The organism is Sporosarcina aquimarina (assembly GCF_033253705.1).
GTDB lineage: Bacteria > Bacillota > Bacilli > Bacillales_A > Planococcaceae > Sporosarcina > Sporosarcina aquimarina.
In genome coordinates this window covers 348540-369804 of sequence record NZ_JAUBDH010000003.1, presented here as the reverse complement: position 1 = coordinate 369804, position 21265 = coordinate 348540, and the positions used below count along the sequence as shown (strand labels likewise).

The 21265-nt window shown below is 40.3% G+C and carries 20 protein-coding genes; 16 read left to right on the top strand and 4 right to left on the bottom strand.

Features of this window, described 5'->3' with window-relative positions; all coding sequences use genetic code 11:
* Positions 1-9: 9 nt before the first annotated feature.
* The 6 genes from QT716_RS16265 (at position 10) to deoC (ending at position 5306) form a co-directional block, all read left to right on the top strand.
* Entirely contained in the window at positions 10-168 is a 159-nt protein-coding gene (locus tag QT716_RS16265; protein ID WP_398292705.1) for a sigma factor-like helix-turn-helix DNA-binding protein, read from the top strand.
* Positions 146-763, top strand: a complete 618-nt coding sequence (locus QT716_RS07065) for a hypothetical protein (RefSeq protein WP_317935344.1) — start codon at positions 146-148, stop codon at positions 761-763. Before QT716_RS16265 ends, QT716_RS07065 begins: the two co-directional genes overlap by 23 nt.
* Positions 764-951: 188 nt before the next feature.
* Positions 952-1893: a sugar-binding transcriptional regulator gene (locus QT716_RS07060; protein WP_317935343.1), complete on the top strand. Its 942-nt coding sequence runs from the start codon at positions 952-954 to the stop codon at positions 1891-1893.
* Between the two features lie 203 nt (positions 1894-2096).
* Positions 2097-3278, top strand: coding sequence for a NupC/NupG family nucleoside CNT transporter (locus QT716_RS07055; RefSeq protein ID WP_317935342.1), 1182 nt, complete (start codon positions 2097-2099; stop codon positions 3276-3278).
* Positions 3279-3320: 42 nt separating this feature from the next.
* Positions 3321-4625 (top strand): pyrimidine-nucleoside phosphorylase, encoded by a 1305-nt coding sequence (locus tag QT716_RS07050; RefSeq protein WP_317935341.1) that lies wholly within the window; start codon positions 3321-3323, stop codon positions 4623-4625.
* 18 nt (positions 4626-4643) lie between these two features.
* Entirely contained in the window at positions 4644-5306 is a 663-nt protein-coding gene (gene deoC / locus QT716_RS07045) for a deoxyribose-phosphate aldolase (protein ID WP_317935340.1), read from the top strand.
* 162 nt (positions 5307-5468) lie between these two features.
* Here the strand turns inward: deoC and QT716_RS07040 are convergent, their stop codons facing one another.
* Positions 5469-6800 (bottom strand): LLM class flavin-dependent oxidoreductase, encoded by a 1332-nt coding sequence (locus QT716_RS07040; protein ID WP_317935339.1) that lies wholly within the window; start codon positions 6798-6800, stop codon positions 5469-5471.
* A gap of 497 nt (positions 6801-7297) precedes the next feature.
* On the opposite strand from QT716_RS07040, the gene QT716_RS07035 reads away from it, so the two are divergent.
* Both QT716_RS07035 and QT716_RS07030 read left to right on the top strand, forming a co-directional pair.
* Positions 7298-7801, top strand: coding sequence for a hypothetical protein (locus QT716_RS07035; protein WP_317935338.1), 504 nt, complete (start codon positions 7298-7300; stop codon positions 7799-7801).
* A 94-nt stretch (positions 7802-7895) separates the two neighbouring features.
* Positions 7896-9365: a hypothetical protein gene (locus QT716_RS07030; RefSeq protein ID WP_317935337.1), complete on the top strand. Its 1470-nt coding sequence runs from the start codon at positions 7896-7898 to the stop codon at positions 9363-9365.
* A gap of 212 nt (positions 9366-9577) precedes the next feature.
* On the opposite strand, the gene QT716_RS07025 is transcribed toward QT716_RS07030, so the two are convergent.
* Positions 9578-10117: a PadR family transcriptional regulator gene (locus QT716_RS07025; protein WP_317935336.1), complete on the bottom strand. Its 540-nt coding sequence runs from the start codon at positions 10115-10117 to the stop codon at positions 9578-9580.
* A gap of 46 nt (positions 10118-10163) precedes the next feature.
* A complete protein-coding gene (locus tag QT716_RS07020; protein WP_317935335.1) occupies positions 10164-11348 on the bottom strand; it encodes a YhgE/Pip domain-containing protein in 1185 nt (394 codons plus the stop codon).
* 282 nt (positions 11349-11630) lie between these two features.
* Between QT716_RS07020 and QT716_RS07015 the strand changes: the two genes are divergently transcribed.
* Together QT716_RS07015 and QT716_RS07010 are read left to right on the top strand one after the other, a co-directional pair.
* Positions 11631-12251: a hypothetical protein gene (locus tag QT716_RS07015; protein WP_317935334.1), complete on the top strand. Its 621-nt coding sequence runs from the start codon at positions 11631-11633 to the stop codon at positions 12249-12251.
* Positions 12252-12355: 104 nt separating this feature from the next.
* Positions 12356-13108, top strand: coding sequence for an AAA family ATPase (locus QT716_RS07010; protein ID WP_317935333.1), 753 nt, complete (start codon positions 12356-12358; stop codon positions 13106-13108).
* Positions 13109-13281: 173 nt separating this feature from the next.
* Here QT716_RS07010 and QT716_RS07005 read toward each other — a convergent pair whose 3' ends face one another.
* Positions 13282-13917: a 2OG-Fe(II) oxygenase gene (locus QT716_RS07005; RefSeq protein WP_317935331.1), complete on the bottom strand. Its 636-nt coding sequence runs from the start codon at positions 13915-13917 to the stop codon at positions 13282-13284.
* Positions 13918-14253: 336 nt separating this feature from the next.
* On the opposite strand from QT716_RS07005, the gene QT716_RS07000 reads away from it, so the two are divergent.
* From QT716_RS07000 to QT716_RS06975, 6 genes are all read left to right on the top strand, one after another.
* A complete protein-coding gene (locus tag QT716_RS07000; protein ID WP_317935329.1) occupies positions 14254-15414 on the top strand; it encodes a DUF3221 domain-containing protein in 1161 nt (386 codons plus the stop codon).
* Between the two features lie 30 nt (positions 15415-15444).
* Positions 15445-15822: a PH domain-containing protein gene (locus QT716_RS06995; protein ID WP_317935328.1), complete on the top strand. Its 378-nt coding sequence runs from the start codon at positions 15445-15447 to the stop codon at positions 15820-15822.
* 475 nt (positions 15823-16297) lie between these two features.
* Complete coding sequence (sstT, locus tag QT716_RS06990) at positions 16298-17536, top strand: serine/threonine transporter SstT (protein WP_317935327.1); 1239 nt, start codon at positions 16298-16300, stop codon at positions 17534-17536.
* 376 nt (positions 17537-17912) lie between these two features.
* Entirely contained in the window at positions 17913-18602 is a 690-nt protein-coding gene (locus QT716_RS06985) for a FadR/GntR family transcriptional regulator (RefSeq protein WP_317935326.1), read from the top strand.
* A 62-nt stretch (positions 18603-18664) separates the two neighbouring features.
* Positions 18665-19831: a CynX/NimT family MFS transporter gene (locus QT716_RS06980; protein ID WP_317935380.1), complete on the top strand. Its 1167-nt coding sequence runs from the start codon at positions 18665-18667 to the stop codon at positions 19829-19831.
* Positions 19832-20137: 306 nt separating this feature from the next.
* Positions 20138-21217, top strand: coding sequence for an S-layer homology domain-containing protein (locus QT716_RS06975; protein WP_317935325.1), 1080 nt, complete (start codon positions 20138-20140; stop codon positions 21215-21217).
* The last annotated feature ends 48 nt before the right edge of the window (positions 21218-21265 follow it).

Sequence of the window (21265 nt, the reverse complement as noted above, 5' to 3'; positions counted from 1 at the left end):
CAAGTCATTTTGCTGCGTCATATACAGGGGTTCTCAACGAAAGATACGGCCGCCATTCTTGGCAATACGGAAGGCAAAGTGAAGATGAGCCTAAAACGCGCACTGGACGCATTCAAAAAAGAACTCGAGAAAGGAGGCATGTCACATGAAACCTTATACCGACGATGAACTGACTCAAAAACTCGGAGCTCTTAGTGAGCCGTTCAAGCCGACGCAAGAACAAAAAGGAACTATGCATCAATCGGTCTTCCAAAGGAAAAACATGCGAACCAAACGACGCAGTTTACAATGGAAACCAGCATTAATTTCGATGATGATGCTCGTCTCAATCGCCGTCATCGTGACAATTCTAATCGGCAAACCGGACTCGCTCAGTTCTGGACTTTTCGCTAAAGATGTAACCGATTCATGGAAAGGCACCCTTATGACACAGCAAGATTCGTTTGAAGTGACGAATTATTCCATTGCTTTCGATGGAAAAACAATGCATATCCAAAACAATTATATGGGTGAGTCTTTGATGGGGACGGATCAGAGCGAATCGGAAATCAGCGCTGCTTCCGAAGACTATCAAGCTAAGCTGGCTAAAATGACGCTGCAAGAGGGAGATTATGAAAACTATATTGTTAAAAAGAAGAAAGACTTTTACACAATCACGGTTCCCGGTGAAAATAACTTCACCTACACATTGGAAAAAACGGCTCCTCGTCAATACGTTGGAGAAGACGGCATTCGATATAGCGTGAATAACTACATCGACTGAATTTGTTAAATAAAACGAAGGCGAAGAGATAAATGAGATAGGATGCCATCTTGAATCCTCCGATAAGAATAATCGTTTTAGTTTCTGGTGTGATATAATCGGCCTATTAAAGTTGAATCTACTAGAACACCGGTGGGATGTACCCATCAGGCAGGCGATTGCTTAATGATTTGAAGGAGGAACTTGCATTGGACATCGACAAAAAGCGGCTCATTATAGAAGTAGCCAAACTGTATTATCAGTTCGACTACACCCAGCTCGCCATTGCCGATAAGCTAGGGATTTCGAGACCAACTGTTTCAAGACTGCTGCAGCAAGCAAAAAAACATGGATACGTGAAAATCGAGATTGTCGATCCCTTTAGTAATAACAATGAACTTGAGAAATCTTTGCAGCATAAATATCAAATTGAAGAAGTGAAAATTGCTTATGCTGGAGAAGAAGATGATCAGGTGATGCTGCAGGCAATGAGTGACAAGGCTGCAGAATATATACACGATGTTGTTAAGGATGGTGACGTACTTGGTGTCACCTGGGGAAGAACTATGTACCGGGTGGCAAATGCATTGCGGAAGAAAGACGTAAAAGGTGTGGAAGTCATTCAGTTAAAAGGCGGCATAGGTCTATCCGACGTGAATACCTATGATTCAGAAACGGTTTACAAATTTGCTGAGGCTTTCCACACCGTTCCCCGCTACTTACCTCTTCCTGTATTAGTTGACAGTCCTGAAGTCAAAGAGGTTATTGAATCGGATCGTTATATGCATCGGCTGATTGAACTGGGAAAACAAGCCAATATTGCTGTGTTTACTGTCGGTACAGTAGACACTGACTCTATGCTGTTTCGGTTAGGCTATTTAACGAATGATGAAAAAGAGCTGCTTCATAAAGAAGCGGTTGGTGATATTTGTTCCCGCTTTTTTAAAAGCACTGGCGAAGTATGTGAATCTGCTATTAAAAACAGAACGATTGGCATTCAATTAGAAGAGTTGAAGCAAAAAGAGAAGTCAATCCTTGTTGCAGGAGGAAATCGTAAACTAGAAGCAATCCACGGCGCACTTCTTGGTCAATATGCGAATGTTTTCATAACGGACCAATATACAGCTCAAAAATTATTGCTTCACCGTTAATCATAATGATGATGAATCCACTTATTAATAAGTGCGATTCTTTTTTTATTGCGAATGAACACTATTTCATGCTCATTGCACATTTGTTCTCAACATGTGTTAGTATGGAAATGAAAGTAGGATGTCTGGCCTCTTGAAAGGTTATTAGTTATAAACGTAATTTGTAAGCGTAACCATCATGTCCAAGTAAGGGAGGAAGTAAGATGAACATTGTATTTTACATAACTGGACTGGCTCTAGTATTCATAGTTGGTTTTATAAGCAGTAGGGATCGTAAAAAGATACAGTACAAACCGATTGCCATCATGCTTGGAACTCAGCTGATTTTAACCTTTATATTGATGAATACAAAACTCGGTGTGGTCTCGATTGGCTTCTTCTCCATGTTATTTTCAAAGCTGGTTGACTTAGGCGTAACGGGTGTCGATTTTGTTTTCGGCGGATTGGAAAATGAAAAAGGCTCTGTATTTTTCTTGAATGTTTTGCTGCCGATTGTTTTCATATCTGTGTTAATCGGCATACTGAATCAATTTAAGATTTTGCCTTTCATCATTAAATACGTAGGGCTCGTGCTTAGTAAGTTAAACGGTATGGGAAAAATGGAAAACTACATAGCCGTGTCCTCTGCTGTTCTCGGACAGTCTGAAGTGTTCTTGACTGTGAAAGACCAAATGGATGCTATTTCTAAAAGGCGTTTGTATACATTTTGCACATCAGCAATGAGTGCGGTCAGTGTCGCGATTGTCGGGGCGTATATGGAAATTATCGAACCTCGTTTTGTCGTCATCGCAATTGCGCTAAATATACTCTCTGCGTTAATTGTTGCAAGTATTATTAATCCGTATAAATTATCTGAGGAAGAAGATACGTTAGCAATCGAGTCGCAGAAAAAATTATCTTTCTTCCAAATGATCAGTGAAAGTATAATGGACGGCTTTAAAGTCGCAATTATCGTAGCTGCCATGCTAATTGGATTCATTGCGCTTATGAATGGGATTGACTACCTCTTTGAATTGGTATTCAATGTTTCATTCCAGACTATTTTAGGCTATTTGTTCGCACCGATTGCTTTCATAATGGGTGTACCTTGGGCAGATAGTGTTCAAGCGGGAAGTATCATGGCGACGAAACTTGTCACAAACGAATTTGTTGCGATGATTAGTTTCACAGATATTTCAGCGGGCTTGTCTGCTAAAGCTTCGGGTATGATCTCTGTTTTCCTTGTAAGTTTTGCAAACTTTAGTTCAATCGGAATTATTACAGGAGCAGTCAAGGCGTTAAGTCCTAAGCAAGGGGACGAAGTAGCGAGAAATGGGTTGAAATTACTTTTGGGTTCTACATTAGCTTCAGTGCTATCAGCAACTGTCATTGGGCTGTTTTTATAAGAAGCAGAGTACAAACTATATTAACTAGGAGTGTTGGATGCGATGCGTATGGTCGATATGATTGAGAAAAAACGTGACGGACATGCTTTAACAAAAGAAGAAATTCAGTTTGTTATTACCGGATATACTGAAGGTTCAATTCCCGATTATCAAATGTCAGCTTTCCAGATGGCAGTGTACTTCCAAGGAATGACAGTGGAAGAAACAGCTGACTTCACGATGGCGATAGTGGAATCGGGCGATCAGGTGGATTTATCTGCTATTGACGGTGTAAAAGTAGATAAGCATTCCACAGGAGGAGTAGGCGATACAACAACTCTTGTACTCGCTCCGCTAGTTGCAGCACTGGATATCCCTGTGGCTAAAATGTCAGGACGAGGATTGGGTCATACGGGCGGAACACTGGATAAGTTAGAAGCTGTTCCTGGCTTTCATATCGAAATTACGGATAAAGAATTCTTCGACTTAGTGAACACAAACAAAATTGCAGTTATTGGACAATCCGGAAATATTACACCTGCCGATAAGAAAATTTACAGTTTACGCGATGTAACAGCTACCGTTAGCTCGATTCCACTGATTGCGAGTTCTATCATGAGTAAAAAAATCGCTGCTGGATCTGATGCAATCGTGCTGGATGTAAAAGTCGGCACTGGCGCGTTCATGAAGGATTTAGCAATGGCACGGGAGTTAGCGGAGGAAATGGTGCAAATCGGTAATCAGATTGGCCGCCATACGATGGCTGTGATCTCGGATATGAATCAGCCGCTTGGATATGCAATTGGAAACGCGCTTGAAGTAAAAGAAGCAGTTGAAACGCTGCAAGGAAATGGACCCGAAGATTTGCATGAGCTCTGTTTAACACTAGGCAGTCATATGGTTCGCCTAGCTGGAAAAGCGGACTCCACAGAAGAAGCGCGTAAGATGCTGGAAGAAGTCATTCAAAACGGGAAAGCGCTTGAAGTGTTTAAGTTATTCTTGCGTTCTCAAGGCGGGGATACGTCAGTGATTGACGATTTGTCTAAATTGCCAACAGCACAATACCAAATCGATGTGCCAGCAAAAGAATCAGGTTTCGTATCAGCGATAACTGCTGATGAAATCGGCACAGCGGCGATGCTCTTAGGCGCGGGACGTGCTACTAAAGAATCGGAAATCGATTTAGCTGTCGGATTAGTTTTGCATAAAAAGATTGGTGATCCAGTTAAAGTCGGAGAATCTATAGTAACAATCCACAGTAATACTGAAGATGTCGAGGCAGTAAAGGAAAAAATTTATCATGCATATGACTTGTCTGCAACTGAAGTAGGACCTGTCACATTAGTACATGACGAAATTACAAACTAACTAAAGGGGATGGATCCATTGAACAAAGCACAACTAATCGATCACACATTATTGAAAGCAGATGCAACAAAGGAAATGGTAACAGTACTTATCGAAGAAGCAAAAGAGTACAAGTTTAAATCCGTTTGCCTAAATCCTACATGGGTCACATACGCTGCTGAACAACTGAAGGAAACTGAGGTTCTAGTATGTACGGTCATTGGATTCCCGCTTGGAGCGAGCACATCTGCTGTAAAAGCATTCGAAACACAAGATGCCATCACTAATGGTGCCGGAGAAATTGATATGGTCGTAAATATCGGTGCATTAAAAGGTAAGAATGACGAATTGGTAGAAAAGGATATTCGTGCAGTCGTGGAAGCGGCTAATGGAACATTAGTAAAAGTCATCATTGAGACTTGTCTATTGACGGATGAAGAAATTGTACGTGCATGTGAGCTTTCTGTGAAAGCGGGAGCTGACTTCGTCAAGACTTCCACTGGATTCTCGACAGGCGGCGCTAAAGTAGAAGACGTTGCGTTAATGCGCAAGACAGTCGGTCCGGATGTTGGTGTGAAAGCGTCTGGCGGAGTGCGCAGCAGTGAGGATTTCGATGCATTCGTTGAAGCAGGAGCAACACGTATTGGAGCAAGTTCCGGTATCAGCATTGTTAAAGGTGAAGTGTCAGATTCAAAGTATTAATGTGTGAAGCGGGGCTGTTCTATCTATCGATAGAACAGCTTTTTTTCTATGGAGATAAATATTTTCGACTCCTAACGGAGTGAATTAAATTCAATGTCTTTTAAAGAACATTCACGAATTCTTGTACAAACATGTAAGTTTGTGGCCTGCAAATAACTAGTTTTAAGGCTGACTGATTAGCGAATGCCTGTTTGTAACATGAGGTAAACCTAAGTTTTCCCGGAAAGTAATCCCTTCGTATTCTTTTCTAAAAACTCCGCGCTGTTGAAGGAGAGGGACGACTTTGTCGACAAATGCTTCTAATTCACTGGGCAAGTTGGCAATTAACATAAAACCATCTGTTCCTTTCTTTTCGTACCATGCTTCAATAAGGTTAGCAACTTGTTCTGGAGTCCCCATAAACGGTGTGCGGGGTGTGGCTTCTCTTAATGCCACTTGGCGCAAGGTTAAGTTTTGTATACGAGCTTCAGATTTTATGCGGTCTGTATCACTTCTGAAGCTATTTTCACCAATGCTCCCGAGAACAGGGAAAGCTTCATCTAATGGATATCGGGAAAAGTCATGATGCTCAAAAAGTCGTCCTAAAAATGGGAGTGCTTGTTCAATCGTCACAAGACTTGCAAGCTCTTCATATTTTCGTTCGGCTTCTTCTTCAGTATCCGCAATAATAGGACTGATCCCTTGAAAAACAATTACGTCATCAGGGTTACGACCATATGCAGCTGTTTGCTCTTTCATCTCAGCATAATATCGCTGCGCTTCCTCTAACGTCGACATAATCGCGAAAACTGCATCCGCTTTTTGTGCTGAAAGCGTAATTCCCGATCTTGACGATCCCGCCTGAAAAATTACCGGCTCGCCTTGAGGCGAACGACCAATATTCAACGGTCCTCTTACAGAAAAGAACTCACCTTCATAATTCAATGTATGTAATTTACGAGGATCGAAAAACTCTCCGGTTTCTTTGTTGCGGATGAAAGCATCCTCTTCCCAAGAATTCCATAATCCTTTCATGACATCTACGAATTCGGCAGCCATTCGATACCGCATTTCATGATTGGGATGATCACTTATTTCTTTACTGAAATTCAATGCGGTCTTTTCCAACCCGGATGTCACGACATTCCAGCCCGCTCGTCCTCCGCTTAACATATCAAGTGAAGCAAACTGTCGCGCTGCTGTAAAGGGTTCACTATAAGTGGTTGATAACGTGCTGACCAGTCCGATGTTCGATGTTATCGAAGCTAGTGCAGAAAGAATCGTAATCGGCTCAAAACGATTTAAATAATGAGGATTCGATTTTTCGTTAATATATAAAGCGTCTGCGATGAATACGAAATCAAATTTTCCGCGTTCCGATATTTGAGCCTGTTGTTTATAAAAATCATAACTTACACTGGCATCTGAAGGTATATCAGGATGACGCCAATCCGAAATCTTCTCTCCGACACCGTGGATCATCGTTCCAAGTTTTAACTTTTTTCGTCCATACATCCAGCTCTCTCCTATTCATGTAGATTGTTATGTACGAAATCGCGTAATCATCCGTCCATTAATTCAAAGTATCGGTCATGTAACTACATGTGTCAAGACAGTAATTGTTTACACAGAGAGTTTCAGATCAGAATTAAGTATCTTATAAAAAGCAGTAAAATCTAGCCTTTATAGGTATTTATGAACAGTTGAATAAGCAAGATATATTATGACGCATGCATCGCTTTTATTGCAGAAATTTAGTAAATTGACAAGCCATATATGAATTCAAGTGAAGCGATCTCATTGTAAAAACTACTTGTTGTCAGCCAAGTATCATCACAATACCAATTCAAAGTATCTATGAAAGATATATTTTTACTGTCTTTCAAATGAATAACCACTAAGAACTTCGCGCAATACAATCATACAGATATTGTGCGAATAATTTGTAATAGACTTGTAACAGGCGTAACATTGTTACAAAGTTATGACAAATAGAAAAGGAGCTGAACGAGATGAGATTTTACAAGAAGATGTTCATGGGTTTAGCACTTAGTGGAAGCTTGATAATCGGTGCATGCAGTAATGGGGATGAAGCCAGCGAGAATACCCAGTCTGAAAATAATACTATACAAGTCTTTGGTGATGTTGTTTCTGAAGGTGATGGCTGTGTCTTGCAAAGCCGCTTTAAATCAGGGGATAACATTGTATTTAGAATGGATGCGGTCGATCCTGAAACCAATAAGCAAATCAGTGAAGATGCTAAGGTTACTGTCCACCTTTCAACAGGTGAAGATTTAGAGATGCACCACGGAAAACATCCATCCGGGGATACGGATCCTGTTCCTGAGTTCTGGACTGTCGCATATAAAGTTACTGACGACACCCCGACAGGGATTCTTAACTATTCGGTTACAGCTGAAATGAATGGTAAAAAAGGGGAGTTTGCACCATTTGATGTGGAACCTTCTTTATTGACTATTGTGGATCCGGCTGACACAGAAGAATCTGCAGAATAATAAGAGATGCGATTCTAATTAAGTGCATATTGCGAGTCTGGAAATATTTCCGATTTGTGTAAGAATAGTATTTTGCAAATGGAGAGTGAAAAATTTGCCGATAAAAAAAGAGATTGCTATGATTGGGCTGTTTTTAATGTTCATTCTTGCGGCATGTTCGAATAACAAGTCTGAAGATAAGTCATCTGAAGACAATACTGAAAAAGAACCGGTGCTGAAAAACAACATCGAGTTATCAGTGAATGAAGCATCTATCAATGAAGAAGTACACTTTACAATAGATGATTTGGATGCCAATACGGATGTACAATTGGAATGGACAGAAGTCGAAGGAACTTACACTATACAAAACCTGTATGAATTCATTGGAACCGAGTATACATCAAAAGAAATTTCCTTAGTATCAGGGACGAGCAATGAGGAAGGGAAATGGGAAGGATCATTTAAAGTACCTGAGGGTTTTGGTGGAGATCATACTCTTTTTGTAACTAGTGACGATAAAAAAATTGGACAAAAAGGTTTCTTTGTAAGACCGAGCTTTACTCTAAAACCCGAATCGGGACCAGTCGGTACTGAAGTGACTCTCGAAGTCGAGGGATTAGGCTGGAAAACGTACAAATCCATGTGGAACTTAACTTATGATAATAAGTATACCGGGATGGTTTCAGGGGTTTCAACGAACGGTAAGGCAAAAGCAGTCTTCCGAGCTTCCGGAAATGTAGGTAAACACTTCCTTAGTCTTCGATCAGGCTACTTGGGCAGTCCTTACATTAATCACGAATCGTCACCTCACAGCGGATGGCCAGCACCGGATTTCGTATTTGAAGTGACAGACGAGGCCCCGATAACAGATAAGTATGTCGAAGAAACACCGAAAGCTGCAAGTGGCGGCGTTAAAATGCCTGACTTGGAAAACAAAAAAGATGTAGAAGTGACGATGAATAAAGAAGAAGGGATTGTTGGTGAAAAAGTAACGATGAAAGCTAGCAATCTGCCGAAAAACAAAGAAGTAGAACTCGTTTGGAACACGATGAAAGGAAGTAGGGTAACCGATTCCGGATTTGATGAGGAAAGTTCTATAATGGACAGTATTTCATCAGATGCTGATGGAAATGCAGAGTATGAATTTGCGATTCCTGATGATCTTGGCGGTTTGCCTCATCGAATTGATTTGAAGGTGGGAGATGAAATCTATGGTCAGACCTACCTGCGAATTACTCCTTCAATTGTTAATATTTCACCATCTTCAGGTCCTGCTGGAACAGAAATAAGCATAACAATCAAAGGCGGAGGATGGACGGAATATGACAACGCCTATTATTTAACTTATGATAATGCGTATACCGGTTACATGTGTGCATTCAATAGCCAAGGTACGTTGGAATACAAAGTCATTGCAACAGGAGAACCTGGCTATCACGTAATTGATATGTATCCAGGAGTCTACCAGCAGCAAGAAATTGAAACAGATATGACGCTTATTCCGCAGTTGACCTATAGAGAAGATCATCCTGGATCTGCAATGCCAGCAATCCGCTACGGATTCGAAGTTACAGAGAAATAGAACAAAGACTGCCCCTTCCTTTTAGTAAGGGGCAGTCTTTGTTTGTTGAGATGAGTTTCATTGAGGAATCTATTTAAAAGCCGATGCCTGTGTAATAGATGATTATGAACGTTTGAACAGATGTGAAGATTTCTTGTACATATATCGCTCATTACCAACAAAAAAGACTTTCACAGAAATCAGTTCTGCCTGACATTCTGGAAAGTCTTTTTTTATAGATTGCCCTGTTCAATTTGTATAATGGCTTCCTCTAGCCAATAAATCGTATGATCAGATTTAGTTGTAAAATAACCAACTAGCAATTCATTGAGGTTTTCACTTTTTCTGTCTCGTTTTGAAGTGTTTTCAAAGTTCATGATACGATCCCAGTGGGCTTTATATTCTGCCAATCTTGCATTTAAAAGAGCCACTACTTTTTCTGGATCTACGTACTTGAGATTAGCTAAACCAATCACAATATCATTAATATCATTTGCGGATTTAAATAACTGATAAATCTTTTTAGGGAGCTCTTCTTTACCCTTAGTTGTAATTTCAAATACTTGTTTATCGGGTCGATGCTCTTCCTTTATGACTTCAACAGGTTCAATCAACCCTTTTTTTGCTAAGGCATCGAAATGATAGTATAGTTTACTCTCTGTGATTCCACCTAACTCGTCCAATGGAATGGGTTCAGTCATTTGCTTCTTAAGCTTATAAGGATAGGTTTTTTCTACCATTAGTCTGCTTAATATAAACACTTGAATGCTCATTTGCAATGCCCCTTTAATAAGAATAATTATTCTTATTATAACATGATTAAGACAATACTTTAGTAATCTCTTCTATTTGAGATTTTGTTTGAGACTTGTCAAAGGTTTTAGATTTGTGAACGGTTCCCACGATAATTATATTAATGACCATTGCTACTAAGCCAATGAGTGCGAGTGACCATAGAAACGGACTTGGACTAATGCTTCCGTATAGATCCGCTATATATCCTTGTACGGAGTAATACATAGGTGTAACATGACTTGCCCATTCATAGGGTGCGTACATCATATCCAGTGAGATTACAGCTCCATTTGCTAAAGTCTGGACGAAGATTAACGGGATATTGAGGATCATCCCCGCAGGTCCGAGTAAGAAAATCAGAATCGCTGTGAAATTGAAACTTGCCATGTAAATGAGCGTTTGATGTCCGACAATACTTAAGAACAAGCTTCCGTCAGGTTGGTTTACCAAATAGGTGATTCCTGTAGCCGCTAGTGAAGATAACACGGCTATTAAAAGAGCCGTCAATTGTAAAAAGATGAAAAGACGCGTTCTGCTAGCTTTTCCACGGTTTTCTTTAAAGGCCTCTACTAGTTGCATGGATCCAATCATAGCTCCGATATAACTCGCCATAGTCAAGAACATCGGAAGCATGTTGTTATGCATGCCATCAGGTATTTTATTAATGGTTACAACGTTTCCTGCATAAGCCGTTTCAATTTTTTCGGCTAACTCAGCGGCTTGCTTTTCAGGAACGTTCACGTTCATTAATACACTTTGTGCAGTTTGTTGAGAGAACTGCTCACTGAGCTGATTGTTTATTTCTGTAACAACGGATTTCATAGAAGAAGAAATGACTGTTGCTCCTGCATCATTGATTGTAAAGTCGATGCTCGACGATATGTCACCATTTTGCATATCCCATGAGAAGGATTCTGGAATATGAACAACTAAGGCTAAATCATTTTTTTCTAGATCCTTAAGAGCTTGTTTGTTTTGTATATCTGTTTCGATTTCTTTAAAAGGTAAGTTTTCTTGTAATTGTTCAGCTATTTTTACACCGTAGTCACCTGCATCATCATTAACAATTGCAATCGGTAACTTATCAATGTTTCCTGGAATTGCAGTATAACCCGGTAAGAAGATTCCTAGCATGGCGATCGCATAGAATACCCCCATAACGATAGCAGCAATGGAACCTCTTGTTTTTAGAAAGTGCGTAAATTTCATCTGTTTTTCCTCTCTCCGATTCAATATAAACTTCTATCTCCACTCGTTACTTTGCGGAAAGTACTTTGTTTAAAGTATATTGTTATTTTATTCTTTTACCATAGAAAGTCAATAGTTTTGTTTAAAGAAGTGTTAGTATAGGAAGAGAGTGAGAAATGCGAAGGTTTTAAATAGTTAGCCTCGTCCGCAAAGGATAAAAATAGCTCTTTATCGATTAAAGAAGAATCTGTATTGTGTTCATAGATGGTACGGACTAGTTCATAAAGGAAAGGTGGAAGATCCTTGAAAAAGAGTTATATAGGTGCAGTGCTGCTAGCGGCAGTCATCTTCATTTCCGTTCTGGTGATTGATAATCGTCATGAAAAGAATCCGAATCCTGAAAGAACATTTGAAAAAGAGGCTCCTTCAGGACCGGGCGAAGTATCCGACTATACGGACCCACCGTCTTTGACTGAACACCAAGTGGCGCTAAACGATCTTTATGTGAAAATCCCAAACCAGAAAAAGGATGTGGAGTTGACGAAGAGAACAACGGACAATCACATCATCGTTGACATCACTGACAAAGAAACAGGTGATTTGCTATACACGTATGGTGAATCCGCAGGTCAGGGGGAAGAGAGACTGGTGTTCAGAGAGCTTCCGACGGAAAAGGGCAAGGTTCGGCTGCAGATGATTGTGGAGATTGATCCCGTGAACCGGTTAATCCGTAAAGTTTTAGAAACCAAAGTAGTTTATGATCCGGAACCAGAAAAAGTTGAAACGGAAATGATTAATTCCGGTTCGAGGTCAGGAGAGTTTCCTGCTGAGAACGTTGAAGTCCTGTCTAGTCTTAATCTGAAGTGGGGAAATGAGAGACAAAATCTGTACGAAGGTTATGTCATTGGTGTCATTGAAAAATAACTGGGTATTTCACTGTGTATCATACAACTTAAACCTTACTTGGAATAGATTCTAAGTTGTGGGTTGCATAGGCGAAGAGAAGGGAGAAGATTATATCAATGTCCATGCTAAACCATAATACACAATACATACGAAGCCTCTATCTGAAAAGAGACCATATCAAGTCCTATGAAAACTATCCGCTCAATCTTCCATTCATCCAAGGTTTGCAGGAGCTTGCTTTCCACCCGAATGTCACGTATATCATTGGCGAAAATGGGATGGGGAAATCCACGTTGTTGGAAGCAATTGCAATCAGTCTTGGGTTCAATCCGGAAGGGGGCACGCGGAATTTCAATTTTTCGAGCTATGACTCTCACTCCGATTTGGACAAATACCTCCGGCTTGTCAAAGGCGTTCACCGAGCGGATGATTCGTTCTTTTTCCGCGCGGAGACGTTTTACAATGTCGCTACCCATATCGAAGAGCTGGATTCGGAACCGTTGGGCGGCCGGAGGATTATCGATTCATTCGGCGGCAAGTCTCTTCACGAGCAATCGCATGGAGAATCATTTTTTGCAGCATTCATCGAACGTTTTCAAGGGAACGGTCTGTATATATTGGACGAGCCGGAAGCGGCACTGTCGCCGGTCCGGCAGCTCGCGATGCTTGCAAGGATCCACGAGCTCGTAACTGAAGGGTCGCAATTCATCATCTCCACCCATTCGCCGATCCTGATGGCGTATCCTGAAGCGTTGATCTACCAGCTGGAAAACGATGGAATGCGGGAAGTCGAATTGGAGGATACCTCTCACTATTCAATCATGGAACAGTTTTTCACCGACCGGGACCGCCTGCTGCACCATCTGTTCAAGTGATGAAAGCTAGGCTAATTAAGAATTTTACCTATGCGGTAATTGTTCTATCCATCAATAGAAAAAGAAACCACTCTGCTAACAACAATGTTAGCAGAGTGGTTTCTTTAATATTTTCGAACAAAGGATCACTAAATACTTTCTCACTAATCAGATAAAGGAATCGAAAAATAGATTTATCTGACCCGTTGTTTTCTCATCCATTGTGTCGCGACCCATTTCTCTCCAACTTCCACAGGTGCTCCGCCGTGCAGTGTTAAATCGTTTAACAGTGGATCATTATAGAAATACTCAAAGTAGACGGCCATCCCTTTTTTCGGTGTGACTGAAAAGTTCAGGTGAGGGAAGAACGTTTCTCCACCTTGCTCGACATCATTTAAGTACATGACAAGCGTACTAATTCGGTTGTTCGTTACATTGCTTGTCGAAGAGAAAAAGTCATGATGCGCTTTGTACTCTTGACCGGGTGTATATTGGAGAATTTGAAGTCCTTCTCCATGTTCAATGGGGATATTCATAACTGCTTCAATTCTTTTTTCGATTCTCGCTATAATTAGGTTATTGCTTTCTTCTATAAACATACTGCTGCTTGTTCTTATGTCATTTTCAGATCGGGTCGTGCCGATTTTTGAACGTTTCATCTTATCTGTCGACAATCTGATCAATTCATCGCATTCCTCGTCACTCAACATATTGTCTAATACGACAACCAATGGTTCCCCGATTTTCGCTACTATGTCAATTTCTTTATCCGTTTGTATTTTCTTACCAACGTGATTAAATATCGTTTGCTCTTTATTTTCCGCTATCAACTTAGAACCCCTCTTTAATTGCTTGATTTTCAAATCAACTACTAGAATGCGATGAGTGTACAGCTAATATCGGACTTCTCGTACGGTTCACACTTCCTCTTTGGTTGTAAAGTTAATTTATTTTAGCATGCTGGATTAGCAAACGTAAATTAGGAATGTAGTCAAAAAGGTAGTTATATATTCCTGTTTTTTGAAATGATAGAGTGTTTTTGAAACAACTTCGAAACAATTCAAAACAGTGTTCGAGTTGCTTCGTGTAAATGGTCGATGAGGTTGCTGAAAATTGTAACTTTCCGAAAGTCCTTCCGTCTAACTTGTTATGAGGGAGGGTGAACTATGAAAAAAAGGATTTTTATAGCTGTATTATCTTCCGCCCTTCTAACAGGCGGATGCGGGACAGAAAAGACCAATCAAACACCTGCGGGCGATTCGACTGAGCAGCGCGACAAGCAAGTGATTAAAACAATTGACGGACGTGAAATCATTGCAGAACTGAAGCAGACTGTTGAAGAGTCACCAAAGAGGGATTCAGCAGCCGAAGAGCAACTGTTGAGTACCGAATATAAAGAGGGCTATTTAGGTGATCCTTCTAAGGAATTGGAAGAAGACATAGCAGTTCAGGCGATCGAAGGGCCCGCTGCAATCGAAGCGATCCAAGAAGTATACGGGGGAGATGAAGGGTTTAACAACGAAGGTGTACTCTTTTTCGAGAACCAAGCGAGTGAGGGGAATCGTTCAGGGATTTGGATCGGGTTAAAAAATCCGGATGTCCGATTGAAGAAAGTTCTCGATATCTTACAGGAAAAAGTAGATGCGGGAGAAATCTTGGCCGAACCCATTTACTTTTACCACAGTCCACATACTCAGCAGGATTTGCGTGTTCAGCAAGACAAGGTGGCAAAAGCAGTAAGTCAGCTGCAGGAAGGTCGAGGTTCCTATTCAGTTTCCATAAATACAATTACAGGTATAATAGAAATAGGTCACGACTTTTTGAACGCTGAAGAAATTCAGCAATTAGAGAAACAGTTCTCTAAATCTAAACTGCAATTCAATCAGGAAGGCAGTTTGGTAGCTGAGCCGGGACAGTCCGCACTTACCATGCCAAATGAGAAAGAAACGCAGACTCCTATGGAAGATGGGGGATTTGTTTTAGCAGCATCGGATGAGGGATTTCTTGTCGCTGGTGGAACGGAAGGAGCGGTAAGCTACTCATTCGCTGAAGCTGACCAGCTGACTGTCGGGATGCGGGTAAAAGTGGAAGCAACTGGCGGAATTGCAGAGTCCTATCCTGGTCAAGGGAACGCGAAGTTCGTGGAAGTTCTTCCAGATTACCATCCGGCAGGGGCAGTACTTTCTGAATCCCAAGTTGTTCAGAAAGCGATTCAAAAGAATACAAGTGATTTTATCGTCATAGTAAAAGTAAGTTATAATCCGAAGAACAATGTTTGGTCATTGACGCTTAACGATGAAAGTGTTGTGGAAATTGAAGACCAGTGAAGATGGAAAAATTTGAAGGAGGCGTGACCAATGGGCTTTATTGATTCGTTTTTGGGCAATGCATCGACAGTGGATGTCAAGAAGGTAGAGAAAGAACTGGAATCCATTCTGATCGCAGAAGAACAAGTGGAAGCAGCATTTAAGGTTTTTCGAGATCTCATGGTATTTACAGAAAAACGCTTAATTCTTGTAGATAAGCAAGGCATGACTGGTAAAAAGGTTGAGTATCATTCGATTCCTTTCAAAAGCATTTCCCATTTCAGTGTCGAAACAGCCGGAACATTTGACTTGGATGCGGAGTTGAAAATATGGGTTTCTAGCGCGACAGAACCGATCGTAGACAAGCAGTTCAAGAAGGACTCCAGTATTTATGATATACAAAAGATTCTAGCGGCTATGTGTTTATAAGCAACCTATTAAATATATAGGTCAAAACAATTATCAGTGATCAGTGCAAGTTGGACGCTATTCGTATCAGTTTTGTAGCGGGTAATGCGAAACAAGGATTAGTTAACTTGATGTAGATTAATATACTTTCAAAGACTATTCAACAAGGCCATTCTTCTTGTTAAATAGTCTTTTTATTTGGATTGAAAATTGATGGAAGTGCATTATTATCGCTTCGGATTTGCAGTTTTACAGGTGGGATATGTTTCGTATTACTAAATATTAAATAGTGATTTCATCAAGCTGAATACATATCCAACTACAGATTTTGTTTTAGTAGTAAGGATAACATAATAAATGACACTAGTATTCTGATATTAAAAAACTATTGCCCAATTCTGAAATCATGTGGTAGACTAAATTTCAGACCAAGCTCATTACGCAATACTGATACATTACAGAGGTTTGAAAAGTATGTAAAAAGGGGGGGATAACGATGAAGAATTTATTTACTAAATGGAATCAGATCAGTCTTGTAAAAAGAATTGTTATTGGTATTATTCTTGGTGTTATCTTAGCGCTAACGGTGCCAGCTGCAAGTTGGATCACTATTTTTGGTTCATTATTCGTCGGGGCATTAAAAGCAGTAGCGCCAGTCCTTGTACTATTTTTAGTTATGTATGCACTCGCTGCGCATAAACGCGGTACAAAAACAAATATGAAAACGGTTCTTGCACTTTATGCGATTGGGACACTTCTAGCAGGAGTTGTCGCTGTCGCTGTAAGTTTTATATTCCCAATTACACTGACGTTAACTGAAGGAGCGGAAGGACTTACACCTCCGGAAGGGATCGTTGAAGTTCTACAAACAGTCCTCTTTAATGTAGTGTCGAATCCGGTAGATGCAGTAATGAATGCCAACTATTTAGGCATTTTAATGTGGGCCGTTGTTCTTGGTCTTGCTTTAAAAAGCGCAAACCAAAATACGAAAGACATGTTAGGCAGTTTTTCAGATGCGATCACTAAAGTCGTGCAATGGGTCATCAATCTAGCACCGATTGGAATTATGGGACTTGTATTTGATGCGGTTGTCACAACAGGTCTTTCTGCATTACTTGTATACGGAAAGTTAGTTTTAATTTTAGTGGGATGCATGTTGTTCGTTGCACTCGTTGTGAATCCGCTGATTGTCTATGTCTATATACGCAGAAATCCGTATCCACTTGTGTTCAAAGTATTAAAAGAAAGCGGGATTACCGCATTCTTTACACGCAGTTCAGCTGCAAACATCCCTGTAAACATGAAGTTATGTGAAGAACTTGGCCTGGATGAAGATACGTATGCTGTATCGATTCCATTAGGGGCTACGATTAACATGGCGGGGGCAGCCGTTACAATTTCTGTACTTACGCTTGCAGCAGTGAATACACTCGACATTCAAGTCGACTTCATGACTGCACTACTGCTATCGGTTATTGCAGCCGTTTCCGCAGCAGGTGCTTCAGGAGTTGCGGGTGGATCACTTCTGTTAATTCCACTAGCATGCAGTTTGTTTGGTGTACCAAATGAGATTGCTATGCAAGTCGTAGGTGTAGGTTTTATCATCGGAGTTGTTCAAGACTCTTGTGAAACTGCATTGAACTCGTCAACTGACGTATTGTTCACAGCTACTGCTGAGTATGCTAAAGAGTATAAGGAAAGTAAGGTAGGCAGCGCTGCTACTTTGAAGTCTTAAGGATTATAGGAAGAATAGAGGCTGCAATTACAGGAGATGATCTGGTGATTGTAGTTTTTTTTTGGATGAATAGGTGCCTATTCGCACAACCATGAACGTTTCTTTCATAGAATGTTAATGAAGTGAAGATGTGTTGTGCACAATCAGTAAAGAATATAGTTAGATGAAAGCTGCCAATTGCTTTCATCTAACTTTTTTATTTTCATTTTTGAATCATGTCGAAATTACACCCTAAGGTGGAAACTAAATGGATTCGCTGTAACCATGTATGGTATTCAGCGGCTGCCTCTAACATTTACACTTAATTATTTTTGTGCTATATTAATTAAGTCCAATCATCCTACAACTTTTTAAAAGACACTTCGGAGGTGCTGACATGCTCGAAAAGACAGAACGTTTGTCGTTGGTTGAACAAGTGGTGACTCAAATTGAACAGCTTATTGAAAGTGGCCATTGGCAGATAGGCGATCGTTTGCCTGCTGAAATGCAATTGATGAAAGAGTTTGATGTGAGTCGAAATACACTTAGGGAAGCGATCCGTGCTTTAGTTCATGCTGGTTTACTTGAGACGAAGCAGGGAAGCGGTACGGTTGTGAAATCATCAAGTGCTTTTGGTGTTGCGCTTCATAGACAAGTTGAAAAGTCGAGTATTATGGAAACTTTAGAGGTGCGTCTTGCTTTAGAAAGAGAAGCAGCACAGCTGGCAGCAATGCGGCGCAATGAACAAGATTTAGAAGGGATGACAGAGTCAATTGAGTTATGTAAACTGGCGTCTGAAAAAGGGGATGTACAAGAGTTTTTAAAAGCAGATATTAACTTTCATGAAACAATGGTCAAAGCATCACATAATAGAATGCTGCAAGGCCTATATGAACATATAACGGAACCGCTTCAGTCTTCGATCGAAGAAGTGATGATGGCGGATGATTACTTTAATTATAATGAAGAAATTCATTATGAATTACTTGAAGCAATCAGGGACCAAAACGTGCAGGCAGCGATTGATTATGTAAATCACTACATAAACGATTTTAGAGAGAAGATAAAACGTATTCAGGAGGAATAAACTTGCAAAAAGAACCTGCATTACAACAAACAAAAATAGATTCCAAGAAAAAATGGCTGTTAATGATTGGAGTTATCTTAATTGCTGCCAATTTAAGGGCGCCGCTCACATCAATCGGCTCTTTAATTACTTCCATACGAACGGATTTAGGGATTAGTCATGCATTGGCGGGAACGATTACAACACTTCCCTTACTCGCATTTGCTCTGCTTTCTCCATTCGCACCAAAAATAGCACATAAAATAACGATGGAAAGGACGATATTCCTTTCATTAGTCGTCCTAGCAATCGGTATTGTCTTACGATCATTATTTGGAACAGGCGCATTATTTGCGGGAACGATTCTAATCGGAGTTGCCATTGCGTTTGGTAATGTATTGCTGCCTGGTTTTATAAAAATGAACTTTCCTTTAAAAGTTGGCATCATGACTGGTATGTACGGCGTGTTTATGAACATTTTTGCGGCACTAGGGTCAGGCTTAAGTGTACCGTTAACATTTATCGGTGAAATTGGCTGGGAAGGATCACTCGCATTTTGGGTAATTCCTGTTTTTGTTGCGATTGCGGTGTGGGCTCCGCAATTGAAAAAGGTGAAAGAGCCTGCTGGCTATTCGAAAGCAACTCCAAAAGAGAAATTATCCTTAGTTCGTTCACCGCTTGCGTGGATGATTACGATATTTATGGGGTTACAATCCCTTGTGTTTTATACATTAGTGACGTGGCTGCCAGAAATACTCCAAGGAATGGGCTACAGTATGAGTGCAGCGGGATGGATGTTATTTTTAATGCAATTCGCTATCATTCCATTTACATTTATTATTCCTGTTCTTGCCGAAAGGATGAAAAATCAATCTTTACTAGGTGGAGCCACTGCGATACTTTTTGTACTCGGAATTACAGGTGTTTTAATTGGAAATCAATCTCTGATCCCAATATCCGTAATTTTGATTGGGATTGGCGCAGGCAGCGCATTTAGCTTAGCGATGATGTTTTTCAGTATGAGAACGAGTACAGCTGTTGAAGCATCTGATATGTCAGGTATGGCACAGTCGTTTGGTTACTTATTAGCAGCTGCAGGCCCGATTGTGTTTGGTGGTTTACATGATATGACAGGCAGTTGGACAATGCCGCTCATCATGTTAATTGTCCTTGCTGGCGTTATCTTTATAGTTGGTATTGCAGCAGGGAGAGATACAGTAATCAGTAATACAGTTTCAAAAGAGCGGTAATCCTAAGCAATTTGAATATATATTTTGTTCGAAAACTCGCAATCAATTTTTTGGTTGCGGGTTTTTATATTTCCTATATCCTGACAATTATTTATATACCGGATTCTTTCATTCTATAACAGATTTGGATATTGAACTTAAAGAGCATTGCGGAAATTCGTATTGACTGGTAGGATGTGGATATACCGGCAATATTAATACATTTCGGAATACCAGAATTACTTATGATTTAATGGAAGAAGATTTCACTTAAAATGGAGGATGCAGACCGCCAGTACTAAAATTTATCATATGAGGAGAGGTATTATGAAAAAAGTTCTTTCATTTTTAGCTGTATTCGCGATTGCGATCTTGGTGGCTGTGCAGCCAGCAGCCGCAGCGGCGAATAGTTTTCCCGATGTGCAAAAAAACAATCGATTCCATGATGAAATTCAGTATTTAGTTGAGAAAGAGATTATCACGGGATATTCAAATGGGAAGTTTCAACCAAAGCGCAATGTAACCAGAGGAGAAGCGGCAATAATGATTGGGCGTATGCTCGGTTATGATGGAACACGACGTACTACTCGATTTAAAGACGTAACGATTCAAAACGGAGCAAGTGGATATATTTCCGATGCAGCTGTTCATGGAATTATTACTGGGTATAGAGATGGTACATTCCGTCCAAATGAGCACATATCGCGCGGCGATATGGCGATCATTCTCGCACGAGCATTTAAAATTGAAACAGGCACGATCCGTGAATTTAAAGATGTAGGAGAACGAATGACAGCCTATATTTCTATTCGCAATATTGCAGGAGACTTCATTACAACAGGTTATCCAGATGGTACATTCCGTCCAGCGGGCAAAGTGACTCGGGAACAATTTTCTGCATTCATGGCGAGAGGTCTCAGTGCTGAATATAAACAAAGAACTGTTAAAACAGATGGCTATTCTCTTGATATGACAAAGAAATATGTATTCAACTCACCAAAAGGAGATATCCGGATGGAGTACAAAAAAACGACAGGGCAGTTTGGGGATCTTACTTACGAAGGTTTCTTCTGGGTAATTGAGGATCCATCGTATGGAAAAATCGAATATATACAGCAAGAAGAGACAGATGAAAAACTAATTCAGTCTTTCCCGTTTTCTGAGTATTATACTGACTTGAAGTTTCCTATTAAAGTAGGGAAGACTTGGTATAACGGTCCAGCGTCTACAGATATCGTTAAAATTACAGGTGTAAATAAAACAGTGAAAACACCATACAAGACATTCACAAATGCGGTAGAAGTAAGCGAAAGAGGATTTAAAAAGTACTACGTTAAAGGTGTCGGCTTTGTAAAATCGGTTGACTCTGCTGGTAAAATGGTACAGGAATTGAAGTCAATTCAATAACAAATAGAAAAACGCCGGTGGCGAACCGGCGTTTTTTATATTTGCTTT

What these genes read in the sequence shown, in the direction of transcription:
- sstT (WP_317935327.1), top strand. Translation starts at nt 16,298, where the DNA reads ATGAAGAATTTATTTACTAAATGGAATCAGATCAGTCTTGTAAAAAGA.
- QT716_RS07040 (WP_317935339.1), bottom strand. Translation starts at nt 6,800, where the DNA reads ATGTATGGACGAAAAAAGTTAAAACTTGGAACGATGATCCACGGTGTC.
- QT716_RS06985 (WP_317935326.1), top strand. Translation starts at nt 17,913, where the DNA reads ATGCTCGAAAAGACAGAACGTTTGTCGTTGGTTGAACAAGTGGTGACT.
- QT716_RS07065 (WP_317935344.1), top strand. Translation starts at nt 146, where the DNA reads ATGAAACCTTATACCGACGATGAACTGACTCAAAAACTCGGAGCTCTT.
- QT716_RS07035 (WP_317935338.1), top strand. Translation starts at nt 7,298, where the DNA reads ATGAGATTTTACAAGAAGATGTTCATGGGTTTAGCACTTAGTGGAAGC.
- QT716_RS07000 (WP_317935329.1), top strand. Translation starts at nt 14,254, where the DNA reads ATGAAAAAAAGGATTTTTATAGCTGTATTATCTTCCGCCCTTCTAACA.
- QT716_RS06995 (WP_317935328.1), top strand. Translation starts at nt 15,445, where the DNA reads ATGGGCTTTATTGATTCGTTTTTGGGCAATGCATCGACAGTGGATGTC.
- QT716_RS07020 (WP_317935335.1), bottom strand. Translation starts at nt 11,348, where the DNA reads ATGAAATTTACGCACTTTCTAAAAACAAGAGGTTCCATTGCTGCTATC.
- QT716_RS06980 (WP_317935380.1), top strand. Translation starts at nt 18,665, where the DNA reads ATGATTGGAGTTATCTTAATTGCTGCCAATTTAAGGGCGCCGCTCACA.
- QT716_RS07010 (WP_317935333.1), top strand. Translation starts at nt 12,356, where the DNA reads ATGCTAAACCATAATACACAATACATACGAAGCCTCTATCTGAAAAGA.
- QT716_RS07050 (WP_317935341.1), top strand. Translation starts at nt 3,321, where the DNA reads ATGCGTATGGTCGATATGATTGAGAAAAAACGTGACGGACATGCTTTA.
- QT716_RS06975 (WP_317935325.1), top strand. Translation starts at nt 20,138, where the DNA reads ATGAAAAAAGTTCTTTCATTTTTAGCTGTATTCGCGATTGCGATCTTG.
- QT716_RS07055 (WP_317935342.1), top strand. Translation starts at nt 2,097, where the DNA reads ATGAACATTGTATTTTACATAACTGGACTGGCTCTAGTATTCATAGTT.
- QT716_RS07025 (WP_317935336.1), bottom strand. Translation starts at nt 10,117, where the DNA reads ATGAGCATTCAAGTGTTTATATTAAGCAGACTAATGGTAGAAAAAACC.